Genomic DNA, 21,380 nt, shown 5'->3' on the forward strand with positions numbered 1-21,380 from the left:
ATGATGAAAGATAACTCGAAAGCCGTTGTTCTTCTTAGTGGAGGGATTGATTCCGCCACGACACTGGCTATTGCTAAAGACAAGGGATTTGATGTCTACGCGTTGAGCTTTCGTTACGGACAACGGCATGTTGTAGAGTTGGAAGCAGCAAAGCGTGTTGCTCTATGCAACAAAGTTACTGAACATCTGATAATCGATATTGATTTGCGCCGGATCGGCGGCTCTGCATTAACTGCGAATATCGCTGTTCCTAAAAGTAGAAATGTGGAACAAATGGGAAAAAATATTCCGGTAACTTATGTTCCGGCGCGTAATACTATATTTCTTTCTTATGCTTTGGCCTGGGCGGAAGTGATCGGAGCTGACGATATTTTTATTGGAGTAAATGCCCTGGACTACAGCGGTTATCCGGATTGCCGTGCGGAGTATATTGCCGCTTACGAACAAATGGCCAATTTGGCGACAAAAGCCGGTGTGGAAAGCGGGGAAAAATTAAAAATTAATGCGCCGCTAATCAACATGAGTAAATCGCAAATTATCCGGAAGGGCATTGAACTGGGAGTCGATTACAGTCTGACGCACAGTTGCTATGATCCTCTTCCTTCAGGTGAAGCCTGCGGCGAATGTGATTCCTGCCTTTTACGTTTGAAAGGTTTCAGGGATGCCGGTGTTAAAGATCCTGTCAAATATAAAAATGAGGGTTGACTTTGAGTTATTTTATCAAAGAGATATTTTATTCAATTCAAGGCGAGGGTTTTTATTCCGGTCGCCCGGCTGTTTTTTGCCGTTTTGCCGGCTGTAATTTATGGTCAGGAAAAGAAGCCGACCGCAAAAAAGCCGTTTGTAAGTTTTGCGATACCGATTTTATCGGATGTGATGGACCCCAAGGGGGGGAATTCCCCAAACCAGATCACTTAGTAGAAAGAATTTGCAAACTATGGCCGGAAAAAAAATTAAAAACAGTCCGGCCGTTTGTTGTCTGCACAGGCGGAGAGCCGTTATTGCAATTGAATGTAGAGTTAATTGAAGCTTTGCACACAAAGGGATGGGAAATAGCCGTCGAAACGAACGGCACACTCTTGCCACCACCGGGAATCGATTGGATTTGCGTTAGTCCCAAAGCCGGTGCTAAGCTATTATTACGTTCGGGGCAGGAGTTAAAATTGGTATTTCCTCAGCAGGGAGCCCAGCCCGAAAAATACGAGGCGCTGGATTTTCAGTTTTTTTTTCTGCAGCCGATGGATTCACCAGATCGTGAAAAAAATACTCGATTGGCCTTGGAATATGTACTGTCTCATCCAAAATGGCGGTTGGGTTTGCAGACACATAAAATTTTAGGCATAAAGTGAGGATATTAAGTGGAAATTTTCAAGGTATTTAAATTTGATGCGGCTCATCGTCTTCCCAACGTTGATCCCGGACATAAATGTTTCAAGGTTCATGGACACTCCTACACTGTCGAAATTCATCTTAGGGGTTTGGTTGATCCGCAATCCGGCTGGTTGATAGATTTTGATGATATTGAAAAAGCTTTTAAACCACTACACGACCAACTGGATCATAAATATTTAAATAATATTGACGGGCTTGATAATCCAACATCGGAAAATGTTGCCAAATGGATCTGGGAAAATATTCATTCGGCATTGCCGCAAGTAAATAAAGTTATTTTACGGGAAAGTCCCGAATCGGGCTGCATCTATCAAGGTGAAGAATAGAGAGGGGTTTTGTTTAGATATTATCTAATGTAAGGAATACAATATAAATATGCACATTTTCAAAAAGGACTTCTTAGGGATTCTCTCCATTGTGGTTCTTGCAGCATTTGTCCTGGCTCTAATGGCCGGATGTTCTATGCAAACGCCTTCAATCAAGCCGGATGCAACTGTTGTATCTCTACCTGCACCCCAACCGCAGCAACAAGAAAAGCCAAAGCCACAACCGCAGCAAAAGATTCAACAGCCGCCCGTCATGAATGTTACTAAAGAACTGAAAAAATATACCGAGATGCTGGAGAAACAATGCGCTAGATACGGCTGGACTGACATCAAGCCGGGAGAAATACCATGGGAATATTATCGCACGACCAGGAAAAAACGCCCGCTCATTTTTGCACATTTTGGCGATTCGGAAAAAAATTGTGTTCTTTTTCTGGGAGGTGTTCACGGTGATGAATTGCCGACTGTCTATCTCATGCTCAAGCTTGCTCACTATATCAAAGACAATCCGCAAATTTTTAAAGATAAGTGCATTATTATAGCGCCGCTTGTTAATCCCGATGGTTTCTTTTCCAAAGCTCCCATGCGGGTTAATGCCAATGGAATTGATCTCAATAGAAACTTTCCGACCAGAGACTGGTATAATAAATCTCTGAAACAGAAAAATTCGAATAGCAGTAAACGCAAACGTTATTATTCCGGACGAAGGCCCGCGTCGGAACAGGAAACTATGTTTCAGATTGCTTTAATAAAGAGGTTCAATCCGCAAAAAATACTCTCTGTTCATTCGCCGCTTAATTTCTTCGATTATGACGGTCGCATATCTGATCTGGATACATTCGAACGCTGGCTGGAAATGATAAGCAGGGAATCACATCATCCATTAAAGAAATTTGGTTTCTATCCCGGTTCTTTAGGGAATTATGCCGGCAATGAAAGAAATATCTTTACATTGACATTAGAATTGCCTTCATCCAACGCCGGCAAAGCTAAAGAATATTACAATAGGTTTCAGGCATCGATTTTAAAATTTATCAATCTTTCTGTGGTAGAGGATGATTAAATTTCTGATTTTCGGAGAGCTAAATGGCTCTCGGGCAAATGCAAATAAGGTGTGATTATGTATCTGTTTGACAAAGACGTTCTGCTGGAACAAAAAGACGAATTTGATTTTGAAGGAATTGTTTCCCCCAACTGGTCGATCAATGCAAATCCTAACGGCGGATATCTGACGGCTTTTCTGGCTGCGGCCATGCAAAAAAAGAGTGATAAAAAATGGCCGGTCATCGTTACCGCGAATTTTCTTGGCAAATGTGAGACGGAAAAGAAATCCAAAGTGGCGGTGGAAGCTATTTCCACAGGGTATTCATTAAATCGCTTTCAGGCCAGCCTGATTCAGGATGGTGTGGAAAGAACCCGTGCCTGGGCGACATTAATGAATGAAAGTAGCTGCGACCAAAGCGCGAACCGGTACGAAAAAGATGCCCCGGAAATGCCCGCGCGAGAAGAGTGTTTTCTGTTTCCGCATGTGCCGGCATACACATTATATGATCACATGGATGTTTTGCTGGCGCCTTCCTGCGCCGGATGGATAAAAGGTGAAAGTAATTTATCGCCGGTTTCCGAACAAAAGGGATGGATAAAATTCAAAGATGACCGTCCCTGGGATGCTCTTTCTCTTCTTTTAATTGCTGATTCTTTTCCGCCGCCGGTGCTGGCCAGTCATGGGATTGTGGCATGGGTGCCGACAATCGAATATTCAGTCAGCGTCAGAGATATTCCCGATACGGCATGGATTAAAGCGGTTTTCCGCTCTCATTATCTGACCAGTGATATTGTGGAAGAAGACGGCGAACTATGGGATGAAAGTGGTAAACTTCTGGCGATATCGCGGCAGATTGCCCAGTTTAGAAAATATTAAATCTAACTGCTTGTAACTTTTTCAGCTAACAGAGGGAAAGTATAATTGATCTAATCTGCCGGCTTTTTGGCGAAATGCTGTTTTATTCCCTTAAGAACTGTAACGCATCTGCCCATTTCACGGTACGCGGGGAGTCCCGCATTCTCGACAAGGCTTCTCATATGGTCGGCGAAATCTTTTCTCCCTTCCACCCATAAAACCGTTGGTTTTTTATGCTTTTTAATAAGTGCCGCGAGTTCTTCGATAAACTCCCGTCCAACCAGTGGTGTGGCGTAGCTGTGAAATATAATCGAATCGACAGCCGGATCATTTACTACTGCATTAAGAGAGCGTCTGAATACTTTTTCAAAGCCGTGGCGCTCAATTGCTATCCAGAGATCAAGAGGATGGTCGGGTTTGTTCCACGGAGGAAAAAGCTCTGCGATAGAGTCAAAAGTCTTGTTCGAAAGCTTGGCCAACTTAAGCCCGCAATCATCCATCAAATCTGTGGTAATGGTTCCGGCTCCTCCGGAAAAAGTGAGAATAGCCGTGCCGCCTCCGGGACGATAAATCATTTTTTTGGAAAAAGCTCTGGCCATGTCCGTGAGTTCGGCCGGATCAAATACTTCGATTATGCCGGCTTGCCTGAACGCTCCGCGTGTGACCTGGTAATTTCCCGAAAGACTTGCCGTATGGCTCTGAGCTGCCCGGGCGCCTTCGGAGCTTCTGCCTCCCATGAGAACGATAATCGGTTTGTTTGTTTTTTTCGCAAGATTGATAAATCTTCTTCCGTCTACAAGTGATTCGAGATAACATCCGATTACTTCAGTTTCGCTGTCGTTGATCATGTATTCCAGAATGTCGCTTTCATCAATGTCGCATTTATTACCGATGGAACAGGCCTTGCTAACGCCCATGACTCCTTCCTGCAGAGCGTGAAGAAGAAAACCGGCGGAAAGCATGCCGCTTTGAACAATCAAACCAACGTTTCCGCCTCTGAACACATCCGGCCATACTGCGGAATGAATAAAGGAAAACACATAAGTTCTGTTGCCGTCAACGTACCCCATGCAATTGGGACCCCATAACCTTATGCCTGCTTTAGCCGCGTTTCCTAAAGCAAGCTTCTGAAGCCTTTGGCCTTCTTTTCCAGCTTCATCGAATCCGCCCGATTCGATGATGATTCCTTTTGCACCTTTTTTGGCGCATTCATTTACCGTATGCGGAAGTTCTTTCGAAGGAATAAAATATATGGCAAGATCGATATTGCCGGGAATTGAAGCTACATCGGGATAGCAGGTGAGTCCTAAAATTTCACCGTAACTTTTATTGACCGGATAAATTTTCCCTTTAAATCCGGCCATGACATTTTTAAGAATGTGATATCCGCCTTTGTTTTGGTTACTGGAGGCTCCGATAATGGCAACACTTTTGGGGTTAAAAAAACAATCTAGCATTTAAAATTCTCCATTTTACACATAGCGCACTCTACTGCGCTTTTTATTACATGTTTTTTTGTGTCCCCCGCTGGCGGGAGATTAAGGGGGTGGAAGTTTTAATTAAGACGTATCCACCTTCGTCCCGATGATTCATCGGGACACCTCCGTCAGCGGAGGATAGGCAATGACAGCTTTATTTCAAAACCACCAGTGCGTCGACAGCAACCGGTTTGTCTCCGCAGATAATCAGCGGATTAATATCAATCTCAGCGATGGAATCGTACTTTATCCCCAAATCTCCTACTCCGACAAGAGCTTTAGCCAGGGATTCTCTGTCCACCGCCGGGCTTCCTCTGAATTCGCCGAGTAATTTTTTCGTTTTTATTTCATCTATCATTTCCAGAGCGTCTTCCCGTGTTAGAGGCGCCACGCGGAAAGTCACATCTTTTAATGCTTCCGTAAATATGCCGCCCAAACCGAACATGACGCAAGGACCGAAACTAGGATCACGTGAAAGACCAATCACAAACTCGCGAGAACCACGAACCATTTTTTCCACAAGTATTCCATCGAGATTTTTTGCCTTAGACGTGAGTTCGTCAAAGACCTGTGCGACCTGATCAGAATCAGTTATGTTTAACGCAACCATACCTGCTTCTGTTTTGTGGGAAAGTTCGGCAGAGCATCCCTTCATAACCACAGGATAGCCCATCGCTTCAGCTTCCCGAATTGCCTCTTCCTTGGTTTTGGTTAGAGCCGCCGCTGCGACAAAAACGCCAGCCGATTCTATTACCAGCCTCGATTCATATTCTGACAGCGTCTTTCGTCCTTCCTTTACAGCTTTTTTAATTACATCCAGCATAGTTTCTCCTCATAAGTAAACTTGAAGTAACTAGTTTATTTTACCGAAGCTTGTCAAGGATTTGTTAGTGAGTCCCAAGTTTCAGAAGCGTAGCGCACTGAAATTTGTTGGACGAACTACCCCAGGAGCGAAGCGACGTGGGGATTTGAGACTCACTGATAATGAGACACAAACTTCAAAAACAAAGTGCACTGAAGCTTGATTGACGAAAAGGATTGCTTTTTTGTGGAGGTTCTTTCTTCTTTCCCCAATTACGACAACCTTTCAATAGTAAATTATCAATAAAAATGGATGAATTTTAAAGTGACTTCTGGTACAAGTTTATTCGTTCGCTAGCACTTAAACTTGCCGGATAAATCAATTAATGTATTCTGAGGTGTCATAAATGAAAATGGGAAAAGATTATCAAATATCGTCCTCTATGCATGAAGGAATTCTTGAAATTGTCCTAAAAGGTAAATTAATAACGAGCGACGTTGAAGGGCTACAAATTAGAGTAACTGATATCGTAGAAGCAAAAGGAGCAAAAGCCCTGTTAGTAGATTCCCGCAAACTTGATGGACGAAATGTAAGTATTGCGGAAATGTTTGTTTCTGCCAGACGCGACTTTACTGATAAGCCGAAGTTGATTACTGCCGTTGTAGACCGCTTAGAGAATTCGGATTTATTATCATTTATGGAAACTACGGCATTAAATGCCGGTTGGAAATTTAAATGGTTTACCGATATGGATGCTGCAAGAGACTGGCTTAAAAGTAAACAAACAAAATAAAAAAAAGGCAACCAGCCTATTGTGATATTACGTCCTTTCTGTCCGTAATCCTCAATTCTAATAACTGTTCACTACTGAAAGCGAATAGAGTGAAGATTGAAGCATTAGTCGCATCATACCCCAAAGTTTGCTTGGCAGTACAATATTCGTGATTGAGTTACAGGACTGTATTTTTATACTTTTAAATCAACAAAAAAAGAGTATCTGCTTTAACGGCTAAAGCAATACGACGGTTGTTAAAATAGACCTACAGCCAGCCTGAAAATCAAGGAGTAGAAATTATGGAACCGGACGAAAAAAGCGGAATTACCGCAACCATCAAAGATGTTTCCCAGTCAGGCTTTGCAAAAATCCAGACAAGCATCATGGAGACAATGGGTTTTGGTAAAACTGCGACAATCAGCGCCTTGATTTTGATTGTTCTGGTTGCTGTATTGATTGTTTTTTTGTTTATCAATTCAACTCCGCCTAAAACCATCATCATGACGAGCGGTGATGACAATAGCATGTTTTATAAAATTGCCGATAAATATGCCAAGATATTGGCCCTCAACGGCGTTAAACTCAAAGTTATCAAGTCTGAAGGGTCGCTGGAAAATCTGGAGAGATTATCCAATCCTTCCTATCGTGTGGATGTGGGCTTTGTGCAGTCGGGTTTGGCCAAGGGACGAAAGATTGATAATCTGGTTTCTCTGGGCAGCGTTGCGTTCGAGCCACTGTTTGTTTTTTACAGAGGAAACAAACCCGTAGAGTTTCTTTCACAATTTACAGGAAAAAAGCTGGCAATAGGCCCGGATGGCAGCGGCACAAATCATCTGGCTACAAATTTGTTATCGATGAATGGAATAGAACCGGAGGAGCCCCCGGAGGCGCCAACCGAATTATGGGAAATGGATGACGAGGAAGCAACTCAGGATTTACTAAATGGGAAAGTTGACGCCGTATTTTTTATGGCGGATTCGGCTTCCTCCAGATTGATGCGCAAACTGCTGCACGAGCCTGGAATAAAACTTATGAATTTTGCGCAGGCCGATGCCTATACGCGCCGTGTAGGCTATTTGAACAAATTGGTGCTTCCGAAAGGTGCCATTGATTTTGGAAAAAATGTTCCCGATCATGACATTACTTTAATTGCACCTTCAGTTGAACTTATCGCCCGCAGTGATTTGCATCCGGCTCTTTCTGATTTGCTGCTGGAAGCGGCAAAAGAAATTCACGGCCGGGCAACTCTGTTTCAAGGCAGGGGAGAGTTCCCTGCGCCTCTGGAACATGAATTTCACATCAGTGATGATGCCAGTCGTTATTATAAATCAGGGAAAAGTTTTCTGTACAGATATTTCCCGTTCTGGATGGCGAGCCTTATCAGTCGCATTTTGGTTGTTTTTCTGCCCATCGTTTTAATATTAATTCCGGGATTGCGTGTTATACCTGCGATCTACAGGTGGGGAACAAAAATGCGTATTTACCGGTGGTACCGTCAATTGCTGGCTCTCGAGCAGAGCATGATTACTCAAATAGGTACAGATCAACAGAAAGAATTACTGGCACGCCTTGATCAGATAGAGCAGGCCGTAGACAGTATGAAGATTCCGGCATCTTTTGCCGATCAATTCTATGTTTTGAGAGGCCATGTCGGTTTTGTCAGGGCAAGGCTTTTGGAACGCAAGACAACAAACTGATGTAATCACACGCGCCAATTGCAGGTAATGTAAAAACAAACAAGAAGATACACTCTTCTTTCGTAACCAAGATTCCCTTGACATAAAAAAGGGTACTTCTTATAGTGCTTACATTCAGAAACAATGTCTCATCAAATCAAAAATCATAAGAGGTGCGCAAATGGATTTAAATAAAAGATTTCCAAAAAAACGCGTCATCATTACCGGTGCAGGCAGCGGCATAGGCAGGGCGCTGGCGTATGAATTTGCGAAAAAGCAATGGAATATTGTCATTGCCGAGATTAATGACAGTCGGGCAAAAGAAACGGCCGATCAGGTAAAAAATCTCGGGGGTAAAGCAATTACCGTGCATTGTGACGTTACCAAACACGCTGACCTCGAAAAAACTATTGAAACCGCAACAAAGGAATTGGGCGGAGTTGACATAATGATGAACAATGCGGGAGTGTCAGCAGGCGGATATATGGAAAGGATATCCCTTGAGGATTGGGACTGGATTCTCGATATAAACTTAAAAAGCGTCATATATGGATGCCGTGCTGTAATACCTTTGTTTAAGAAACAGCAGTCGGGATATATAATCAATGTTGCATCCTACGCCGGCCTGGTTTGTCTGCCGGAGATGTGCAGTTATAATGTGGCAAAAGCAGGAGTAATTGCAGTTTCCGAAACACTAAGAACAGAACTTTCCACTTCAGGTATTGGAGTATCGGTAGTGTGTCCGTCCTTCATTAAAACAAATCTAATGGATCAGTTTCGTTCCCCTGATGCAAGGCAGCGTAATTTAGCCCAGGGATTTTTCAATAAATCAATTATGTCAGTTGAAGCCGTGGCGCGGTGCATAATAAAATCAGTTTCACATAACAAGATGCATATACTTCCCCAGATTGACGCAAAATATATGTGGTGGTCAAAACGGCATTTCCCATGGCTATATTTTAAATCTTCAGCATTCATTTATAAGAAGGGATTAGTGGAGAAATTTCTAGGCGTAAATTCCAATAAAGTGTGATTAATCAGTTCTGCAGAAGGAGATTTATGAAATTCTTTCGATGTTTTGTTTATCGAAAAATATTGGATCCTTTCCCTTTGATGCAAAAATCTGCTTTGTTAATCAGCAGAGAAGGCTTTTCAGTTTTTTATCACAAAGTGAAAAGAAAACTGAAACAATATTTATGGCGATTCATATATGTGGACCGCTCGCTAATAACATACCCCTCCGAAATAGTTTCATCAAAGACTTATGTCCAACTTAGAGACTTCCAAATGAAGGCCGACAAAGAGGTTATCAGAAAGAAGCTAAGGACGATAATTGAAGAAATCGAGAAGAAATGAGGTATGTGAAAAGTGAAGGGTCTAATTTCTGTTATCGTTGTCAATTATAATGCTTTCAAATATTTGATACCTTGTTTTGTATCACTGAGCAAGATAGATAAAGATGATTACTCACTTGAAATAATTATGGTGGATAACTTGTCTCAAGATGGATCTGTCTCTGCAATTAAAGATAAGTTTCCTGAAATTAAAATTATAGAAAACGATGTCAATAATTATACGAAAGCACTAAACCTTGGTATACGGTCATCCGTCGGTAATTATGTCGCGGTTTTGAATCCTGATACCATTGTAGAAAAAAATTGGTTTACGGGGATTCTCGATATAATGGCCGGAGATGACAAGATTGGTGTAGTCCAAAGTAAGATACTCTTTTCTGACAAAAATGCCATCAATAGCGTAGGAGTTGAAGAAATTGAAGACTTTAACTTCCGGGATATCGGATTTGATGAGAAAGATGCAGGAAAGTACGACAAGACAATGGAAATAAATTTCTTTTCAGGTGGCTCGGTTTTTTTTAAGAGGAATTGCCTGGTGGATGTTGGCGGTTTTGACGAAGATTTCGTGATGTATATGGAGGATGTCGATTATAGCATCCGATGTCGTGACAAGGGATGGCGCATATTCTATTCTCCTCAAAGTATCGTTTATCATAAATATCATGGCGTAACATCTTCTGCGTTATGTGAATACTATTGTTCAAGAAACAGATTGCTTCTCCTTGGGAAGCGTTTCCCTTATAAATTGCCGGGCAGTATTAAAACGTCCATTTTTTACTTTAAAAATGACATGAAAAATCTGTATCACTCTCTGATTCAGGCAATAAAAAAAATGGCCGAATATCAACCTACGGAAATTATTATCAAGATTCTCGATGATCTGAAAGACATCGTTCCGAAAGTTTTTGGACCCCGGAAGGCAGTTAACTTTTTCAGCCAGTTGGAAGTGGCATTGGATCTGCGGAAAATAAAGATTGGAATTTATGATCATGCTTTTCATTTTGTCGGTGGTGGGCAGCGCTATGTAGCTAAATTAGCGGAAACACTTCAATATAAATATGATATTACATATATTGCAAATAAAGATATTACACTTGAAAAGTACAAAGAATGGTTTGATATTGACCTATCCAATTGCAAATTGAAAATCATTAAAATACCTTTCTTTCAGAAAGCCGACCGTTATTATATTGATGAAGGCATAGTTATCAACGAAGAGACTAATCCTTTCGATATAATAAGTCAGGAAAGTATGCACTACGATATATTCATTAATGCTAATATGCTGACTAAGGTAAAACCATTATCTGTTATAGCCATTTTTATTTGTCACTTTCCTGATGGGGAAAAAGAAAAATATTTTAGTGTGGATCATTACGATTATCTCTTAACTAACGGTGATTATACCTCCTTCTGGTTGAAGCAAAAGTGGGGTCTTAATTCTGCATTGCGTCTGTATCCTCCCGTTGATATGTATCATGGCAACGAAGGGTCTGATGGAAAGTCAAAAGTTATCCTGTCCGTATCCAGATTTGAACCCAGTGGAAGTAAAAAACAGCTGGAGATGATAAGGGCGTTCTGCAAGCTCTGCGAAAGAGACCAATATGTGAAGAAGGAATGGCGATTCATAATTGCGGGTGGCAGTTCAGGAGATAATTTCTACTTTAATAAAGTAAAAAGAGAAATAAATGCGATTAATGTGACCAATATTGAATTAATGCCGAACCTGACTAACTCGGATATTTTGAAACTATACGGTGAAGCATCAATATTCTGGCATGCCTGTGGTCTGGGTGAAAAGGATCCCCAACTGGTCGAACACTTCGGGATGACTACCGTCGAAGCGATGCAAAACTACTGTGTGCCCATTGTGATCAATGATGGTGGACAAAAAGAAATTGTCGAACATGAGATAAGTGGATTCCTGTTTAGCACAGTGGAAGAGTTGGTATCATGGACATTAAAAGTCATAGATGATGATGAATTGAGAAAAAGAATTGCTCAAGGTGCGTACGAAAAAAGTCACAGATTCAATGCTGAAATATTCACAAAAAACGCTCTGTCTTTTTTCTCAAATGTTGAGAACCGACTAAAAGGCGGGGAACCTTTGTCCCCGACCTAAAAAATAAAGGAAACGAATCATTATGCTCACGTGGCTGAAAAAAAAACAAAAGTCGGCCGGAATGCGTCTCCGGAAGGTCGATCCCGGCGCGATCCTGCCGGTTCCTTCGCATTTTTATTATGTCCTTCCCGGTACCGGCATTTATGGCGGAGTTAAAAAAGGCTTCCATTGTGCGGATCTGCTGACCGATAGCGGATATCCCTGCACTGTTGCCACTCAGGATGGAACGCGCTCTACCTGGTTTGAGAACCATAGCCCCGTCATTACGCGGGAAGAATTAGTCAGGCGGTGTGAACCAACGGATGCAATTCTTTTTTCTTGTCCGGCAGATGCCCCTGACATCGATTCCCTGCCTGCAGGACGAAAGATTCTTCACATGCAGGGGGCCAACACAGCAGGGGATTGGAAGATGATCGATCCGGCCCGTGGGTATGAGTGCATTTCGCATGGTTTGCACATGACGTATCAGCTCCAATTACGGGGGCGCGTGGCGCCGTATGTGGCCATGGGGATTCCGGATGTTTTTCGATGGCAGGGCGAGCCGAAAGTGTCCCAAAGCATAGCCGTCATGCCCCGAAAAGGGGAAGCCGTGATCAGAGCGGTTCAACAAGGGCTACCCGAGGCCAACTTCATCATGATTGATGGATTGTCCGAAACGGAGACGGCGGCTAGGTTGAAGAGTGCGGATCTTTTTCTGGCAATATCCGAAAATGAAGCTTTGGGATTGCCTCCGCTCGAATCCATGTGCGCCGGCTGTTGTGTGATCGGTTTTCCCGGGATAGGCGGATTTGAATTCATGCGTCATTTGGAGACTGCTTATTTGATTCCGAATGGTGATATAGCCGGATTAATATCGGGGTTGCGGTGGCTGCTGACCGACCCCATCTGGCGGGATGCGTTGCGGCAAACAGGGATGGACTTTACGAAATACTACACGATGGAACGGGAACGGCGTTATTTGTTGCGAGCTTTGGGCTTGATTGATCGTTCAGGCGGTTCATAAACGACCCCTTACCTGTGAGGAGCGAAAATTGTGGGATTGCTTTCACGTGCCTATCGAATCAGCAGGCCTTATCGGAAGCCCAGGTATCTCTGGCTGGATTTGGGGGATCCCGGCGTTTTCATCCGGCCATCGGGACCTTTGGAAAAGTGGCAGGATCACGGGTTGGGACTGTTGCGCACCTATCTGGCTCGGGCCGGGGTTGAGACCCGGGTGGCCTCAACACGGAATGTAAGGGATCTTCGCGGCTTGCATCATACATTCCTCTCGGCTGATGTGCTGATCATGAACGTACGCAGCGCATTTTTCCCTCTCGCACGTCATGCCGCGACTCTTTACAAGCATGCCAGGCCGGATGGATGGGTGATAGCCGGTGGTATGCATGCGGAAGTTGCACCCCACGAGATGGAAGCTATCCCGGCTTTCGACCGGATTTGTTCCGGTCCGGGAGAGGGGATTATCGTTGACCTATTGAAGGATCCCGGCGCTTTTCCCCGGCTGGTTCAGGGTACGGGAACAAAATCGATGAACGACTGGCCGCTGATCAACCGCGAATTATGGCCCAGACCTGGTGTTGCGAAATATCTTTGGCCCTTGGAACCGACCTGCGGATGGGGGCCTTCTCCGGTTGCCACGATTTTGACGAGCCGGGCCTGCCCCTGGCAGTGCGTGTTCTGCAATGAAGCATCATATCTCCCGCACCAGGGACGCCGGAGTCCCGAGGCGGTGATTGAGGAATTAAATGAACTCGACCGGGCGTATGGGCCAATTGGCTCTGTGGTGATTCATGATTCAATGTTTTTTCAGCATCCGGCCTGGTTAAGGCAATGGTTGGATCTTTACCCCCGGCGTGCCCGGAAATGCTGGCCGTATTGGGCGGCCTGCCGTTCGGATACAGTCAGGCGTTGGCCTGATCTATTCGAAGCTCTTGTGCGCGAGACAAATTGGAATACCATTTCAATCGGATTCGAGTCGGGGAGCGACCGGGTACTGCAGATTTTGAACAAGGAATGCACAGCGGCTGACAATTATTTTGCCATCGAACTCCTGAATCGGATTGGAGATGATTTTGTCCGGCAGGGCAAGGAACCCCCGAAGTTTTGGGCCAACATCATGCTGGCCATTCCCGGTGAAACCCGGGAGGACGCATTCGACACGATGCGTATGGTCCAGCGCATGAACTATAAACATCTTTCCCCCGCATTTTTTGCGCCCTATCCAGGTTCCGTGCTCGGTTACCAGATGATGAAGGAGGGGTCCAGTCTGTTGACGGCCGATAACTACCACCGGTATCCGCATGATGAGAAGGTCAGAGGAATGAATTATGCGTTTTACCGGGAATTGTTGGCCGGTAACTATGACGATGAAGTCGCCAGGCGCCGTGAACCGTCGGCGGCATTGACGAATGATCCGTTTGTTCGGCATCAATTTTATCTGTTTGAAACCATGGATGGCCGGCGCAAATTGACTTACGGTGAGAATCCGAAGCAGGCCTTGGATATTCTTCGTTCAAGGGGCGGAGCAGGGGAAGAGAATCGAATTTGCGAGGAACGTTGGATCAACGTTTCTAAATCCGAGTTGCCGTTTATCATTTCCAACCTGGGGCAAGGGCAGAATCAATAAATATAATTGACGGAACCGGCGTCCAGCGTGAAAGAACAATTCCTGTTAAATAATCTGTTGACAGTCGTTCTGTGTTTCAGATAAAAAAATAGCATGAAACTATCAGCCACAAGGTCGGCTGTGCGCCATGCACGAATCACTTCAGGACAATGGGATCTGCTGCTACATTGGAATCCCCTATTTCCGAAACATCGCCAAGTTGTATATTGAACGAGGGCCGGGAACAAGGGGACCCGTGTTCGATCTTTCCAACGTCTATCGTTACACCCACGGGGATCCGGAGCAAGTAGAAACCTCGTGGCTTGAACAGCTGAACTCTAACTTAATATATGTTAATTTATTTACGGCGGCTCACGGCGTTGTGCTACATCGTCAGATATAATATTTTTGCGTGACGAGTGTTGCCTGATCAGGATTATCAATGGAAAGGAAGAATCTGACCAGCATCTAATGAGTATAAATGTATCTAAAAAGATGATTTGTCATGTCCCCTTTAAAAAAATGGGGTGGAAACCAGCTATTTTCACCGGGCTAATCATTGCCATACTTTTTACTGTTTTCTGTAGCATTCAGTTGACAGCACAGGGTATGTACTATGACGAATTGCATCAGGCAACTGGATCGTTCTACAAGGATAAAGCACCACTTTGTCCCCTCGTCATACGGGGAATCCCTGTAATGAATACGAGTTATAGTGGAGCAATCAAAACTAATATTTACGGGATATATCTCAAATATTCTAAATGCAATTTTAGTATAATCAGTTGGCGGCTGTTGGGTATTTTTTTTGTCGTTGCTGGAGTAATACTCTTCTGTGTTATTGGTGGCAGCGATTTGTCCATTGGCGGATTACTCTTGTTTCTGGTTCTTCTTTTGACCGACATAACGGTTGTTTTGACGACTCGTCATGATTGGGGTCCTACTGCTTTAGCCCTTTTATTCAGACTTGTATTTATTGCTACTTGGATCCATGGCGAAACCGGAAATTATACATCAAAAGGCAATACTTTCCTCCTTGGAAGCATTGTTGGAATAAGTATCTTTGAAAAGTTATCATCATTTGTTCTTGTCGTGCCATTGATATTGATTCTTCTGCTGAGTCATGGCAGGCGGTCTCTTCGTCATGGGTTGACTTGCATAGCTGGACTTATACTTGGGGTAATGCCCTTGATATTAGTAAACGTTGCTACATTATCAAGAAAAGGATGTTTAATCTCTGTTAGTAACGTCGCTGCTCAAAATAACTTTTCGCTTTACGGATTCGTGAAATATATTTTTGAATATTTGTCACTTGGCGGAGGAGCTATTCTTAGGCATGGTATATTGGGGACAACTGGGACGACAAGCTTTTATGCTGATGGCTTTCTTATCGGTACACTTCTTCTGTTGATTGCCGTGATTGCTGTGCGCTACTCGAAGAGGAATAAGTTCCTGCGTATGTCTGGAATTATGCTCTTATGTTATGGAACCGTGGGAATTAGCCTTTATTTCTTGCCGCAGATTACTTGGGTGCATCACTGGATTATAGGAACACCCTTTCAATATGCTGCCATATCGTTTGCATTTATTGGCTTGCTGGACCAAAATGGTGACATTCAGCTTGGCCGGAAATTCCTTCGGATAACCCTTGTATGTATTATCGGCTGCTTGCTGATTTCGCGGTTATTCGGCATGATCTCAGTTGGGAAATCGCTTCTTCAATGCGATGCTTCCATAAAATGGGACCATTCCCTGACAGAGATTGGATACTTTGCTGCCAGGCAATCCAATGATAGTTTTTTTATTGCTGCTGATTGGGGTGTCGGGACACAGATTTACTGCTTGACCAATGGACAAACGGATCTCGTTCATGAGCTCTTCTGGAACTATAAAGGTCTGGCAGATATAGAACGTGTAATCGGAATAACAAGGAAAAACAACTTTTACGTGGTTGTAAAAAAACCTGAATCAGGAGTGAATCATCATGTCACTTCTCGCATAATGCAAGACGTGGAATTACTAGCAGGTTGGAAGGAAGTGCCGATTGAGAAAGAGATGGCTGGATTAAAGGCAATACAAATTAGAAAATTTCAAAAAGTTGTAAGAGACTGAAAACTTTTGATTCTCTAATTTGTGGCTCTTGTCGGTTTAAATATTGCTTTGCATAATTCGAGATTCTCCCAATTGCTGACCCCCCAGTCGTCGCACCTTTTGCCGACATTCGGATTTGTATGGATACATTGACCTGGATCGTCTGATCCATCTATGTTTCTCTTTTATGCCTTATTATTTATTGAAAAAATGTGTTGTATAAAAACTGACTTCTTCCTATTATGACTTTGATCATAATTTCCGTACTTAAATTTTGAAGCCGGAGCTGTTTCATTTACTATGGCCTGTGTTTGTTTCTTAATCCATGGAAGCGATGCTTATTACGAAGCGGGACGCGAAGCCGTTCGCTCTGTTTTGGAGCTGACTGATTTTCCTGTGTTTGTAAGCTGCGACAATAGTTCCCGGCTGAAGTTGAGATCGTCCCGACTGCGTGTTGCCGAATACAGCCGGTATCCGGGAGCGCATCGTTCGTGGAGGTTTCTGGGCAAATTCCGGGCGCTGGAGGCCTGTATCCGCAGCAGCAACGAGGATCTGCTGCTGTTCCTTGATGCCGATGCGTTGCTGCTTAAACCGCTGGATGACCGGCTGGTGCGGGCGGCGCTCAATCAGCATCTATTGGGCATGGTTGAACAGACAACCATTACCGGATCGACGATGAGCCGGGCTGCCTTCTGGGAGCACTACCGCCAGCATTCACTGGCGTTCATTGCCCCGGACCTTGCTCCGCCGGCACTGTCGGCGTTTCGCTTCTTTAACAGCGGTGTGATTATCGGGCACAGACTGGCAATTGCCGCTGTCACCCGTTGGGCATTGGCCCAGATCAGCAGAAGTAGTTCGGATCATAATATCGGGCAGCATATGATCGCGGATCAGGATTACTTCCAGGTTTGGACGAACAACCTTTATCCGGGTACATGCCAGGAGCTACCGTGGAAATGGAACCACTGTGAAAACTGGGATGCCGGTTTTCCCCGCGGGGGAGCGCGAATCGCTCATTTCAGCAATTTCTGCAACGGGCCTGAACAGCATACAGCAGCGCGTATGCGAACGCTTCGGTTTTGTAGAGATCCGCTAAGATATATAGCGCGGAAAATTGTTCAATCGAGGGAGGAGCAAAGTGGGGTTTGCTGAGAGAGAGTTGACGACGATAATCGTCACGCACAACTCTGCCGCTGTCTTGCCGGATTGCCTTGCCTCACTAAAGAGCTGTTGGGTCGGGCAGGTGCTGGTGGTTGACAATGCCTCAAGCGACAACTCTGTTGACCTTGCACGTGCCGCCGGTGCACAAGTGCATGAGTTAAGCCGAAACGATGGATTTGCGAGGGCGGCAAATCACGGTGCGCGCGCTGCACAGTCCCCGTTCCTCTGCTTCCTGAATCCTGATTGCATTGTTGAAGCCGGACTGCTGGCGAGCGCAGCGCAAGTGCTCCGGCAGCATGGGCGGTGCGTTGCACTGCCGGATTTTCTTCACGACGATGGTACGATCGTCCGGGGCTGCCAGCCCGGCTACACCTGGAAAAAGATTCTCGCCGATATCATTGAATGCAATCGCGGCTGGTCTCTGGTGGTCAGACTGCTCAAGTGTCTGCCGGGATATGACGCCCGGAGCTGGCAGTGGCCGCTGTGCGCCTGCGCTTTTATCGCACAGGATCTTTTCTTTGAGGTCGGGGGGTTTGACGAACAGTACTTTTTGTATATGGAAGACGTTGAACTTGGACTATCGATAGCCCGGGCAGGAGGTACCGTCGCGGCGCTCGACTCTACGGTGCGTCATCACATGCGGCTCGGTTCCTCGGTAAGTTCCACCCGCCATATGGTGTTGCTGAACACTGCCCGACTGCAGTATGCCCGACGGCATTATGGAGCAAGTATTGCAAGGATACTGCGGATGTTGATACCTGAGAACAGACGGACGGCAGCAGAGGGAGACTGACAGATGCTCTATTATTTCGTGTCCGATACGAAGATATCCGGAGGAATTAAGATTGCCTATCAGTTTGTTGATGCGCTGAACGCGCTTGGTATTGAGGCCGTGATAGCGTCTCCGGGAGGCCGGGCTGCGGACTGGTTCCACTCGCATGCCGCGGTGGTTGATGTTGCAGCCGTTCGCGGATCGTTTAGGCCGAAAGATATCGCTGTGTTTTCTCTGCCGCAGGATTATGCTTCATTGCGCGAGTTTCCGGGACAGCTTGTTTTCCATTGCCAGCAGACCGATCATCTCATCGATCCGATCCTTGCCGATCCCGCGGTGCTGGTACTTACCTGCTGGAAGCAGGCCACGGATTATGTGCAGGCGTACGGCGTGCGTGATCCACTAGAGGCCGGAATCTCTGTAGCTCCCTGTTTTGCTTACACCGGAGAACCGAAATATGAATACGCTGCGGCCTATATGCCGCGCCGGGGCGCAAATCTGTGCGAGGCGGTGAAGAGCGCATACAGTACTCTGCGTTATGTTGCGATTGACTGCATGCGCGAAGACGAGGTGGCGCGTATCATGAAATACAGCTCGATTTATTTCGCCACCGCTGAACATGAGTGGTTCGGACTTCCGGCGCTCGAAGCCATGTCGGCGGGCTGTGTGGTCGTGTCCGTGCCGGCGTTGGGCGGGATGGAATATCTTAACGATGGCGTCAATTGCAGGGTCGTCGGACCGCAGGACTTTGCGACCGCTGTTGGCGAGCTTCTGCAGGAAAAGTCTGCTGTCATGCGTTTCCGGATGCGGCAGGCGGCGGTTGCAACCGCGCGGCTTTACACAACCGGGCGGATGATGCAGCGCCTTTCAGCGCTGCTTGATGGACCGCTGTCAAGTTGGAGGAGGGGAGCATGAACAGCCGTCTGTGCGCAGTCATCGTCTCCCGCGGTCTCGATGAAATGCTGCGTTTCTGCCTGAAAAGTTTTTTTGAAAGTGCGGCCCAGCTGTCCGATCCGGTTCAGGTCATTGTGGCAGATAATGCCTCGGCAAGGCCTTATACCACCTCTTCGTTCTCTGACCGCCGGGTGCGGCTACTGCGGTTTGATGTTCAAACCGGTTTTGCGGCAGCCTGCAACAGGGCCGCGCAGGAGTGCGCGGCGGAACAATTGCTTTTTCTCAACAACGACGTGCTTCTCGACCGGTCGTCGCTTTCCCTGATGCTGCAGCATGGTTGCACGAACGGCATTGGAGTGACCGGATCGTGGCTGTATTTTCCGGACGGGCGGGTGCAGCACCGCGGCGTTGTATTTGGCCCGGATGATATAGGCCCGTACCATCTGGATCGCGGACGGTTCCTCGAGCCGCGTTGTGCCATAGAGGAGTTTCAAGCTGTGACCGGAGCGTGCCTGATGGTCAGACGGGAGCTGTTCAGGCAGATTGGAGGCTTCGATGAATCGTACTCGTTCGGTCTTGAGGACATCGACTTTTGTTTGCGGGTTAGACAGTATGGACAACGGGTGGTATGCGTCAGCACCGGGCGCCCGTTGCATTTTGAATCCTTAACGCCCGGACGGGTTGAACTGGATGTTTCATCCCGCCAACTGTTTCTTAAACGCTGGCGCGGAAAATACACTATAGACGGGTGATAAAATGCTAAAGATCACAGTAATTATTCATACGAGGGATTCTGAGGCTACTTTGCCCCGGCTGCTGGAGTCAGTCAACTGGGCGGAGGAACGCATTGTTGTGGACATGGAAAGCCGCGACCGCACCTGCGAGATTACGCGGCAGAATGGAGCCACACTGTTCTCCACGCCGGCTGTACCGCGGATCGATGGCATCCGGAACGACTTTCTGGAACGCGGCAAACATGAGTGGGTATTTGTGCTCGATTCCGATGAATATCTGGCAGCGGACGCGGAGCAGGTTGTGCGCGACCTGCTGGAGCAACATGGGCAAAGCTGTGATGCGTTTTTTATTCCACGCCACAACATGATTGCCGGACAGATCATGCGCGGTCGTGGCTGGTACCCGGATCATCAAATCCGTCTTTTTCGAAAAGGATGCGTGCACTGGGGCGATACCACACATAAACTGCCGGAGGTGCTGACGGGGCAGAAACGGCTGCATACACTGGAGCCGCCGGGCTGTCTGCACATTCATCACGAAAACTACATCAGTGTTGAGCAGTTTATCGAGCGCCAAGTTAAGTATGCCCTCAATGACCATTATCCGGAAGAGGGGTTTTCATTTGAGCGCTATGTGGCGGAGGCTTATGAAGAGTTCAACTTCCGCCTGGATGAGAAGAACGACGGAGAACTCTCTTTTGCTCTGGCGACGGTCATGGCCTGGGACCGGGTGATTCGCGGACTGATACACTGGGAACGGCTGGGCAGGAAGGATTCGCTGTGCCGGGCATACTCGCTGCCGGTGACCACGGTAAGTAAATATCCCTATTACCTGTTTCCCAGCGAACTTGAGGAACTGCGCAACCAGGTGCGGTTGCTTGAGTTGGTGCCTGGAGTAAAGAAGGGTCTGCTTCTGGTAAATTCGTTCGCACGTAGATTCCCGAGAGCGAAGAACCTGCTTAAACGGATACTGCAGCGTCTCCCGTGAAATCCTGACGACCGATCCAGTGATGGGCGTATGCCGGATGGCAATTGTTCTTTTATCAGCAGTAAAGGCTTCGGTGTTCCGGATTCATTCTCTCGAATTCATCTCTTGCCTCATCAGGCGTCAACACTACCTTTTCCCCATTAGCCCTTTGAATCACACATCCCGAGGAGGTAAGCAACCGGTAATTTTCGGCGGTTTCCTTCCGGTCTCCCCAGCAGATATAACAGCAGTTACCGCAGGTTAATCTGATATTCATTCCACCCAGAGGACCGGCGGCATAGCCGCCTGGAGTAGGAAGTTGCGGCCATCGGG

The 21,380-nt window shown here is 46.0% G+C and carries 22 protein-coding genes; 18 read left to right on the forward strand and 4 right to left on the reverse strand.

Features of this window, described 5'->3' with window-relative positions; genetic code table 11:
- The 5 genes from queC to CVU62_13100 are packed head-to-tail and all read left to right on the forward strand — an operon-like array spanning position 1 to position 3,639.
- On the forward strand, positions 1-705 hold the full coding sequence (gene queC, locus CVU62_13080) for a 7-cyano-7-deazaguanine synthase QueC (GenBank protein PKN37017.1): 705 nt from the start codon (positions 1-3) through the stop codon (positions 703-705).
- A gap of 2 nt (positions 706-707) precedes the next feature.
- Positions 708-1,349 (forward strand): 7-carboxy-7-deazaguanine synthase, encoded by a 642-nt coding sequence (gene queE / locus CVU62_13085; GenBank protein PKN37018.1) that lies wholly within the window; start codon positions 708-710, stop codon positions 1,347-1,349.
- 9 nt (positions 1,350-1,358) lie between these two features.
- Positions 1,359-1,718 carry a 6-carboxytetrahydropterin synthase QueD gene (queD, locus tag CVU62_13090; protein ID PKN37019.1) on the forward strand — a complete coding sequence of 120 codons (360 nt, stop codon included), beginning with the start codon at positions 1,359-1,361 and terminating at the stop codon, positions 1,716-1,718.
- A gap of 49 nt (positions 1,719-1,767) precedes the next feature.
- Positions 1,768-2,781: a hypothetical protein gene (locus CVU62_13095; GenBank protein ID PKN37020.1), complete on the forward strand. Its 1,014-nt coding sequence runs from the start codon at positions 1,768-1,770 to the stop codon at positions 2,779-2,781.
- A gap of 57 nt (positions 2,782-2,838) precedes the next feature.
- On the forward strand, positions 2,839-3,639 hold the full coding sequence (locus tag CVU62_13100) for a thioesterase family protein (protein PKN37021.1): 801 nt from the start codon (positions 2,839-2,841) through the stop codon (positions 3,637-3,639).
- A 50-nt stretch (positions 3,640-3,689) separates the two neighbouring features.
- On the opposite strand, the gene CVU62_13105 is transcribed toward CVU62_13100, so the two are convergent.
- Positions 3,690-5,075, reverse strand: coding sequence for a hypothetical protein (locus tag CVU62_13105; GenBank protein ID PKN37022.1), 1,386 nt, complete (start codon positions 5,073-5,075; stop codon positions 3,690-3,692).
- Positions 5,076-5,250: 175 nt separating this feature from the next.
- Positions 5,251-5,916 (reverse strand): carboxylate--amine ligase, encoded by a 666-nt coding sequence (locus CVU62_13110; GenBank protein PKN37050.1) that lies wholly within the window; start codon positions 5,914-5,916, stop codon positions 5,251-5,253.
- 388 nt (positions 5,917-6,304) lie between these two features.
- On the opposite strand from CVU62_13110, the gene CVU62_13115 reads away from it, so the two are divergent.
- The 8 genes from CVU62_13115 (at position 6,305) to CVU62_13150 (ending at position 16,540) form a co-directional block, all read left to right on the forward strand.
- Positions 6,305-6,691, forward strand: a complete 387-nt coding sequence (locus tag CVU62_13115; protein ID PKN37023.1) for a hypothetical protein — start codon at positions 6,305-6,307, stop codon at positions 6,689-6,691.
- 365 nt (positions 6,692-7,056) lie between these two features.
- Positions 7,057-8,370, forward strand: coding sequence for a C4-dicarboxylate ABC transporter substrate-binding protein (locus CVU62_13120; protein PKN37051.1), 1,314 nt, complete (start codon positions 7,057-7,059; stop codon positions 8,368-8,370).
- Positions 8,371-8,530: 160 nt separating this feature from the next.
- On the forward strand, positions 8,531-9,382 hold the full coding sequence (locus CVU62_13125) for a short chain dehydrogenase (protein ID PKN37024.1): 852 nt from the start codon (positions 8,531-8,533) through the stop codon (positions 9,380-9,382).
- Between the two features lie 26 nt (positions 9,383-9,408).
- Positions 9,409-9,705 (forward strand): hypothetical protein, encoded by a 297-nt coding sequence (locus CVU62_13130; GenBank protein ID PKN37025.1) that lies wholly within the window; start codon positions 9,409-9,411, stop codon positions 9,703-9,705.
- A gap of 12 nt (positions 9,706-9,717) precedes the next feature.
- Positions 9,718-11,826, forward strand: coding sequence for a glycosyl transferase family 2 (locus tag CVU62_13135; protein PKN37026.1), 2,109 nt, complete (start codon positions 9,718-9,720; stop codon positions 11,824-11,826).
- Between the two features lie 22 nt (positions 11,827-11,848).
- Entirely contained in the window at positions 11,849-12,829 is a 981-nt protein-coding gene (locus CVU62_13140; protein PKN37027.1) for a hypothetical protein, read from the forward strand.
- A 93-nt stretch (positions 12,830-12,922) separates the two neighbouring features.
- On the forward strand, positions 12,923-14,449 hold the full coding sequence (locus CVU62_13145; GenBank protein ID PKN37052.1) for a B12-binding domain-containing radical SAM protein: 1,527 nt from the start codon (positions 12,923-12,925) through the stop codon (positions 14,447-14,449).
- A 450-nt stretch (positions 14,450-14,899) separates the two neighbouring features.
- Positions 14,900-16,540: a hypothetical protein gene (locus CVU62_13150; GenBank protein PKN37028.1), complete on the forward strand. Its 1,641-nt coding sequence runs from the start codon at positions 14,900-14,902 to the stop codon at positions 16,538-16,540.
- On the opposite strand, the gene CVU62_13155 is transcribed toward CVU62_13150, so the two are convergent.
- The gene (locus CVU62_13155; GenBank protein PKN37029.1) at positions 16,509-16,691 is read right to left on the reverse strand and encodes a hypothetical protein; all 183 of its coding nucleotides are present in this window, start codon (positions 16,689-16,691) and stop codon (positions 16,509-16,511) included. The genes CVU62_13150 and CVU62_13155 overlap by 32 nt on opposite strands.
- A 128-nt stretch (positions 16,692-16,819) precedes the next feature.
- Here CVU62_13155 and CVU62_13160 point away from each other — a divergent pair, with 128 nt between their 5' ends.
- Genes CVU62_13160 through CVU62_13180 form a run of 5 tightly spaced genes read left to right on the forward strand, consistent with a single transcriptional unit; the run spans position 16,820 to position 21,068 of the window.
- Entirely contained in the window at positions 16,820-17,671 is an 852-nt protein-coding gene (locus CVU62_13160; GenBank protein ID PKN37030.1) for a hypothetical protein, read from the forward strand.
- Complete coding sequence (locus CVU62_13165) at positions 17,634-18,473, forward strand: hypothetical protein (protein PKN37031.1); 840 nt, start codon at positions 17,634-17,636, stop codon at positions 18,471-18,473. Before CVU62_13160 ends, CVU62_13165 begins: the two co-directional genes overlap by 38 nt.
- 3 nt (positions 18,474-18,476) lie before the next feature.
- Complete coding sequence (locus CVU62_13170) at positions 18,477-19,367, forward strand: hypothetical protein (GenBank protein PKN37032.1); 891 nt, start codon at positions 18,477-18,479, stop codon at positions 19,365-19,367.
- Entirely contained in the window at positions 19,364-20,098 is a 735-nt protein-coding gene (locus CVU62_13175) for a hypothetical protein (protein PKN37033.1), read from the forward strand. The genes CVU62_13170 and CVU62_13175 overlap by 4 nt, the downstream gene beginning before the upstream one ends.
- 4 nt (positions 20,099-20,102) lie before the next feature.
- Entirely contained in the window at positions 20,103-21,068 is a 966-nt protein-coding gene (locus tag CVU62_13180) for a glycosyl transferase family 2 (protein PKN37034.1), read from the forward strand.
- 55 nt (positions 21,069-21,123) lie between these two features.
- Here CVU62_13180 and CVU62_13185 read toward each other — a convergent pair.
- On the reverse strand, positions 21,124-21,380 hold a 257-nt coding region (locus CVU62_13185; GenBank protein ID PKN37035.1), incomplete at its 5' end, for a hypothetical protein.

This window comes from Deltaproteobacteria bacterium HGW-Deltaproteobacteria-2 (assembly GCA_002840505.1).
GTDB lineage: Bacteria > Desulfobacterota > Syntrophia > Syntrophales > Smithellaceae > Smithella.

Excerpts from the sequence above, each read along its gene's own strand:
- queC (PKN37017.1), top strand. The coding sequence starts at position 1 with ATGATGAAAGATAACTCGAAAGCCGTTGTTCTTCTTAGTGGAGGGATT.
- CVU62_13095 (PKN37020.1), top strand. The coding sequence starts at position 1,768 with ATGCACATTTTCAAAAAGGACTTCTTAGGGATTCTCTCCATTGTGGTT.
- CVU62_13100 (PKN37021.1), top strand. The coding sequence starts at position 2,839 with ATGTATCTGTTTGACAAAGACGTTCTGCTGGAACAAAAAGACGAATTT.
- CVU62_13105 (PKN37022.1), bottom strand. The coding sequence starts at position 5,075 with ATGCTAGATTGTTTTTTTAACCCCAAAAGTGTTGCCATTATCGGAGCC.
- CVU62_13115 (PKN37023.1), top strand. The coding sequence starts at position 6,305 with ATGAAAATGGGAAAAGATTATCAAATATCGTCCTCTATGCATGAAGGA.
- CVU62_13120 (PKN37051.1), top strand. The coding sequence starts at position 7,057 with ATGGAGACAATGGGTTTTGGTAAAACTGCGACAATCAGCGCCTTGATT.
- CVU62_13125 (PKN37024.1), top strand. The coding sequence starts at position 8,531 with ATGGATTTAAATAAAAGATTTCCAAAAAAACGCGTCATCATTACCGGT.
- CVU62_13130 (PKN37025.1), top strand. The coding sequence starts at position 9,409 with ATGAAATTCTTTCGATGTTTTGTTTATCGAAAAATATTGGATCCTTTC.
- CVU62_13140 (PKN37027.1), top strand. The coding sequence starts at position 11,849 with ATGCTCACGTGGCTGAAAAAAAAACAAAAGTCGGCCGGAATGCGTCTC.
- CVU62_13150 (PKN37028.1), top strand. The coding sequence starts at position 14,900 with ATGAGTATAAATGTATCTAAAAAGATGATTTGTCATGTCCCCTTTAAA.
- CVU62_13155 (PKN37029.1), bottom strand. The coding sequence starts at position 16,691 with ATGGATCAGACGATCCAGGTCAATGTATCCATACAAATCCGAATGTCG.
- CVU62_13160 (PKN37030.1), top strand. The coding sequence starts at position 16,820 with ATGGCCTGTGTTTGTTTCTTAATCCATGGAAGCGATGCTTATTACGAA.
- CVU62_13170 (PKN37032.1), top strand. The coding sequence starts at position 18,477 with ATGCTCTATTATTTCGTGTCCGATACGAAGATATCCGGAGGAATTAAG.
- CVU62_13175 (PKN37033.1), top strand. The coding sequence starts at position 19,364 with ATGAACAGCCGTCTGTGCGCAGTCATCGTCTCCCGCGGTCTCGATGAA.
- CVU62_13180 (PKN37034.1), top strand. The coding sequence starts at position 20,103 with ATGCTAAAGATCACAGTAATTATTCATACGAGGGATTCTGAGGCTACT.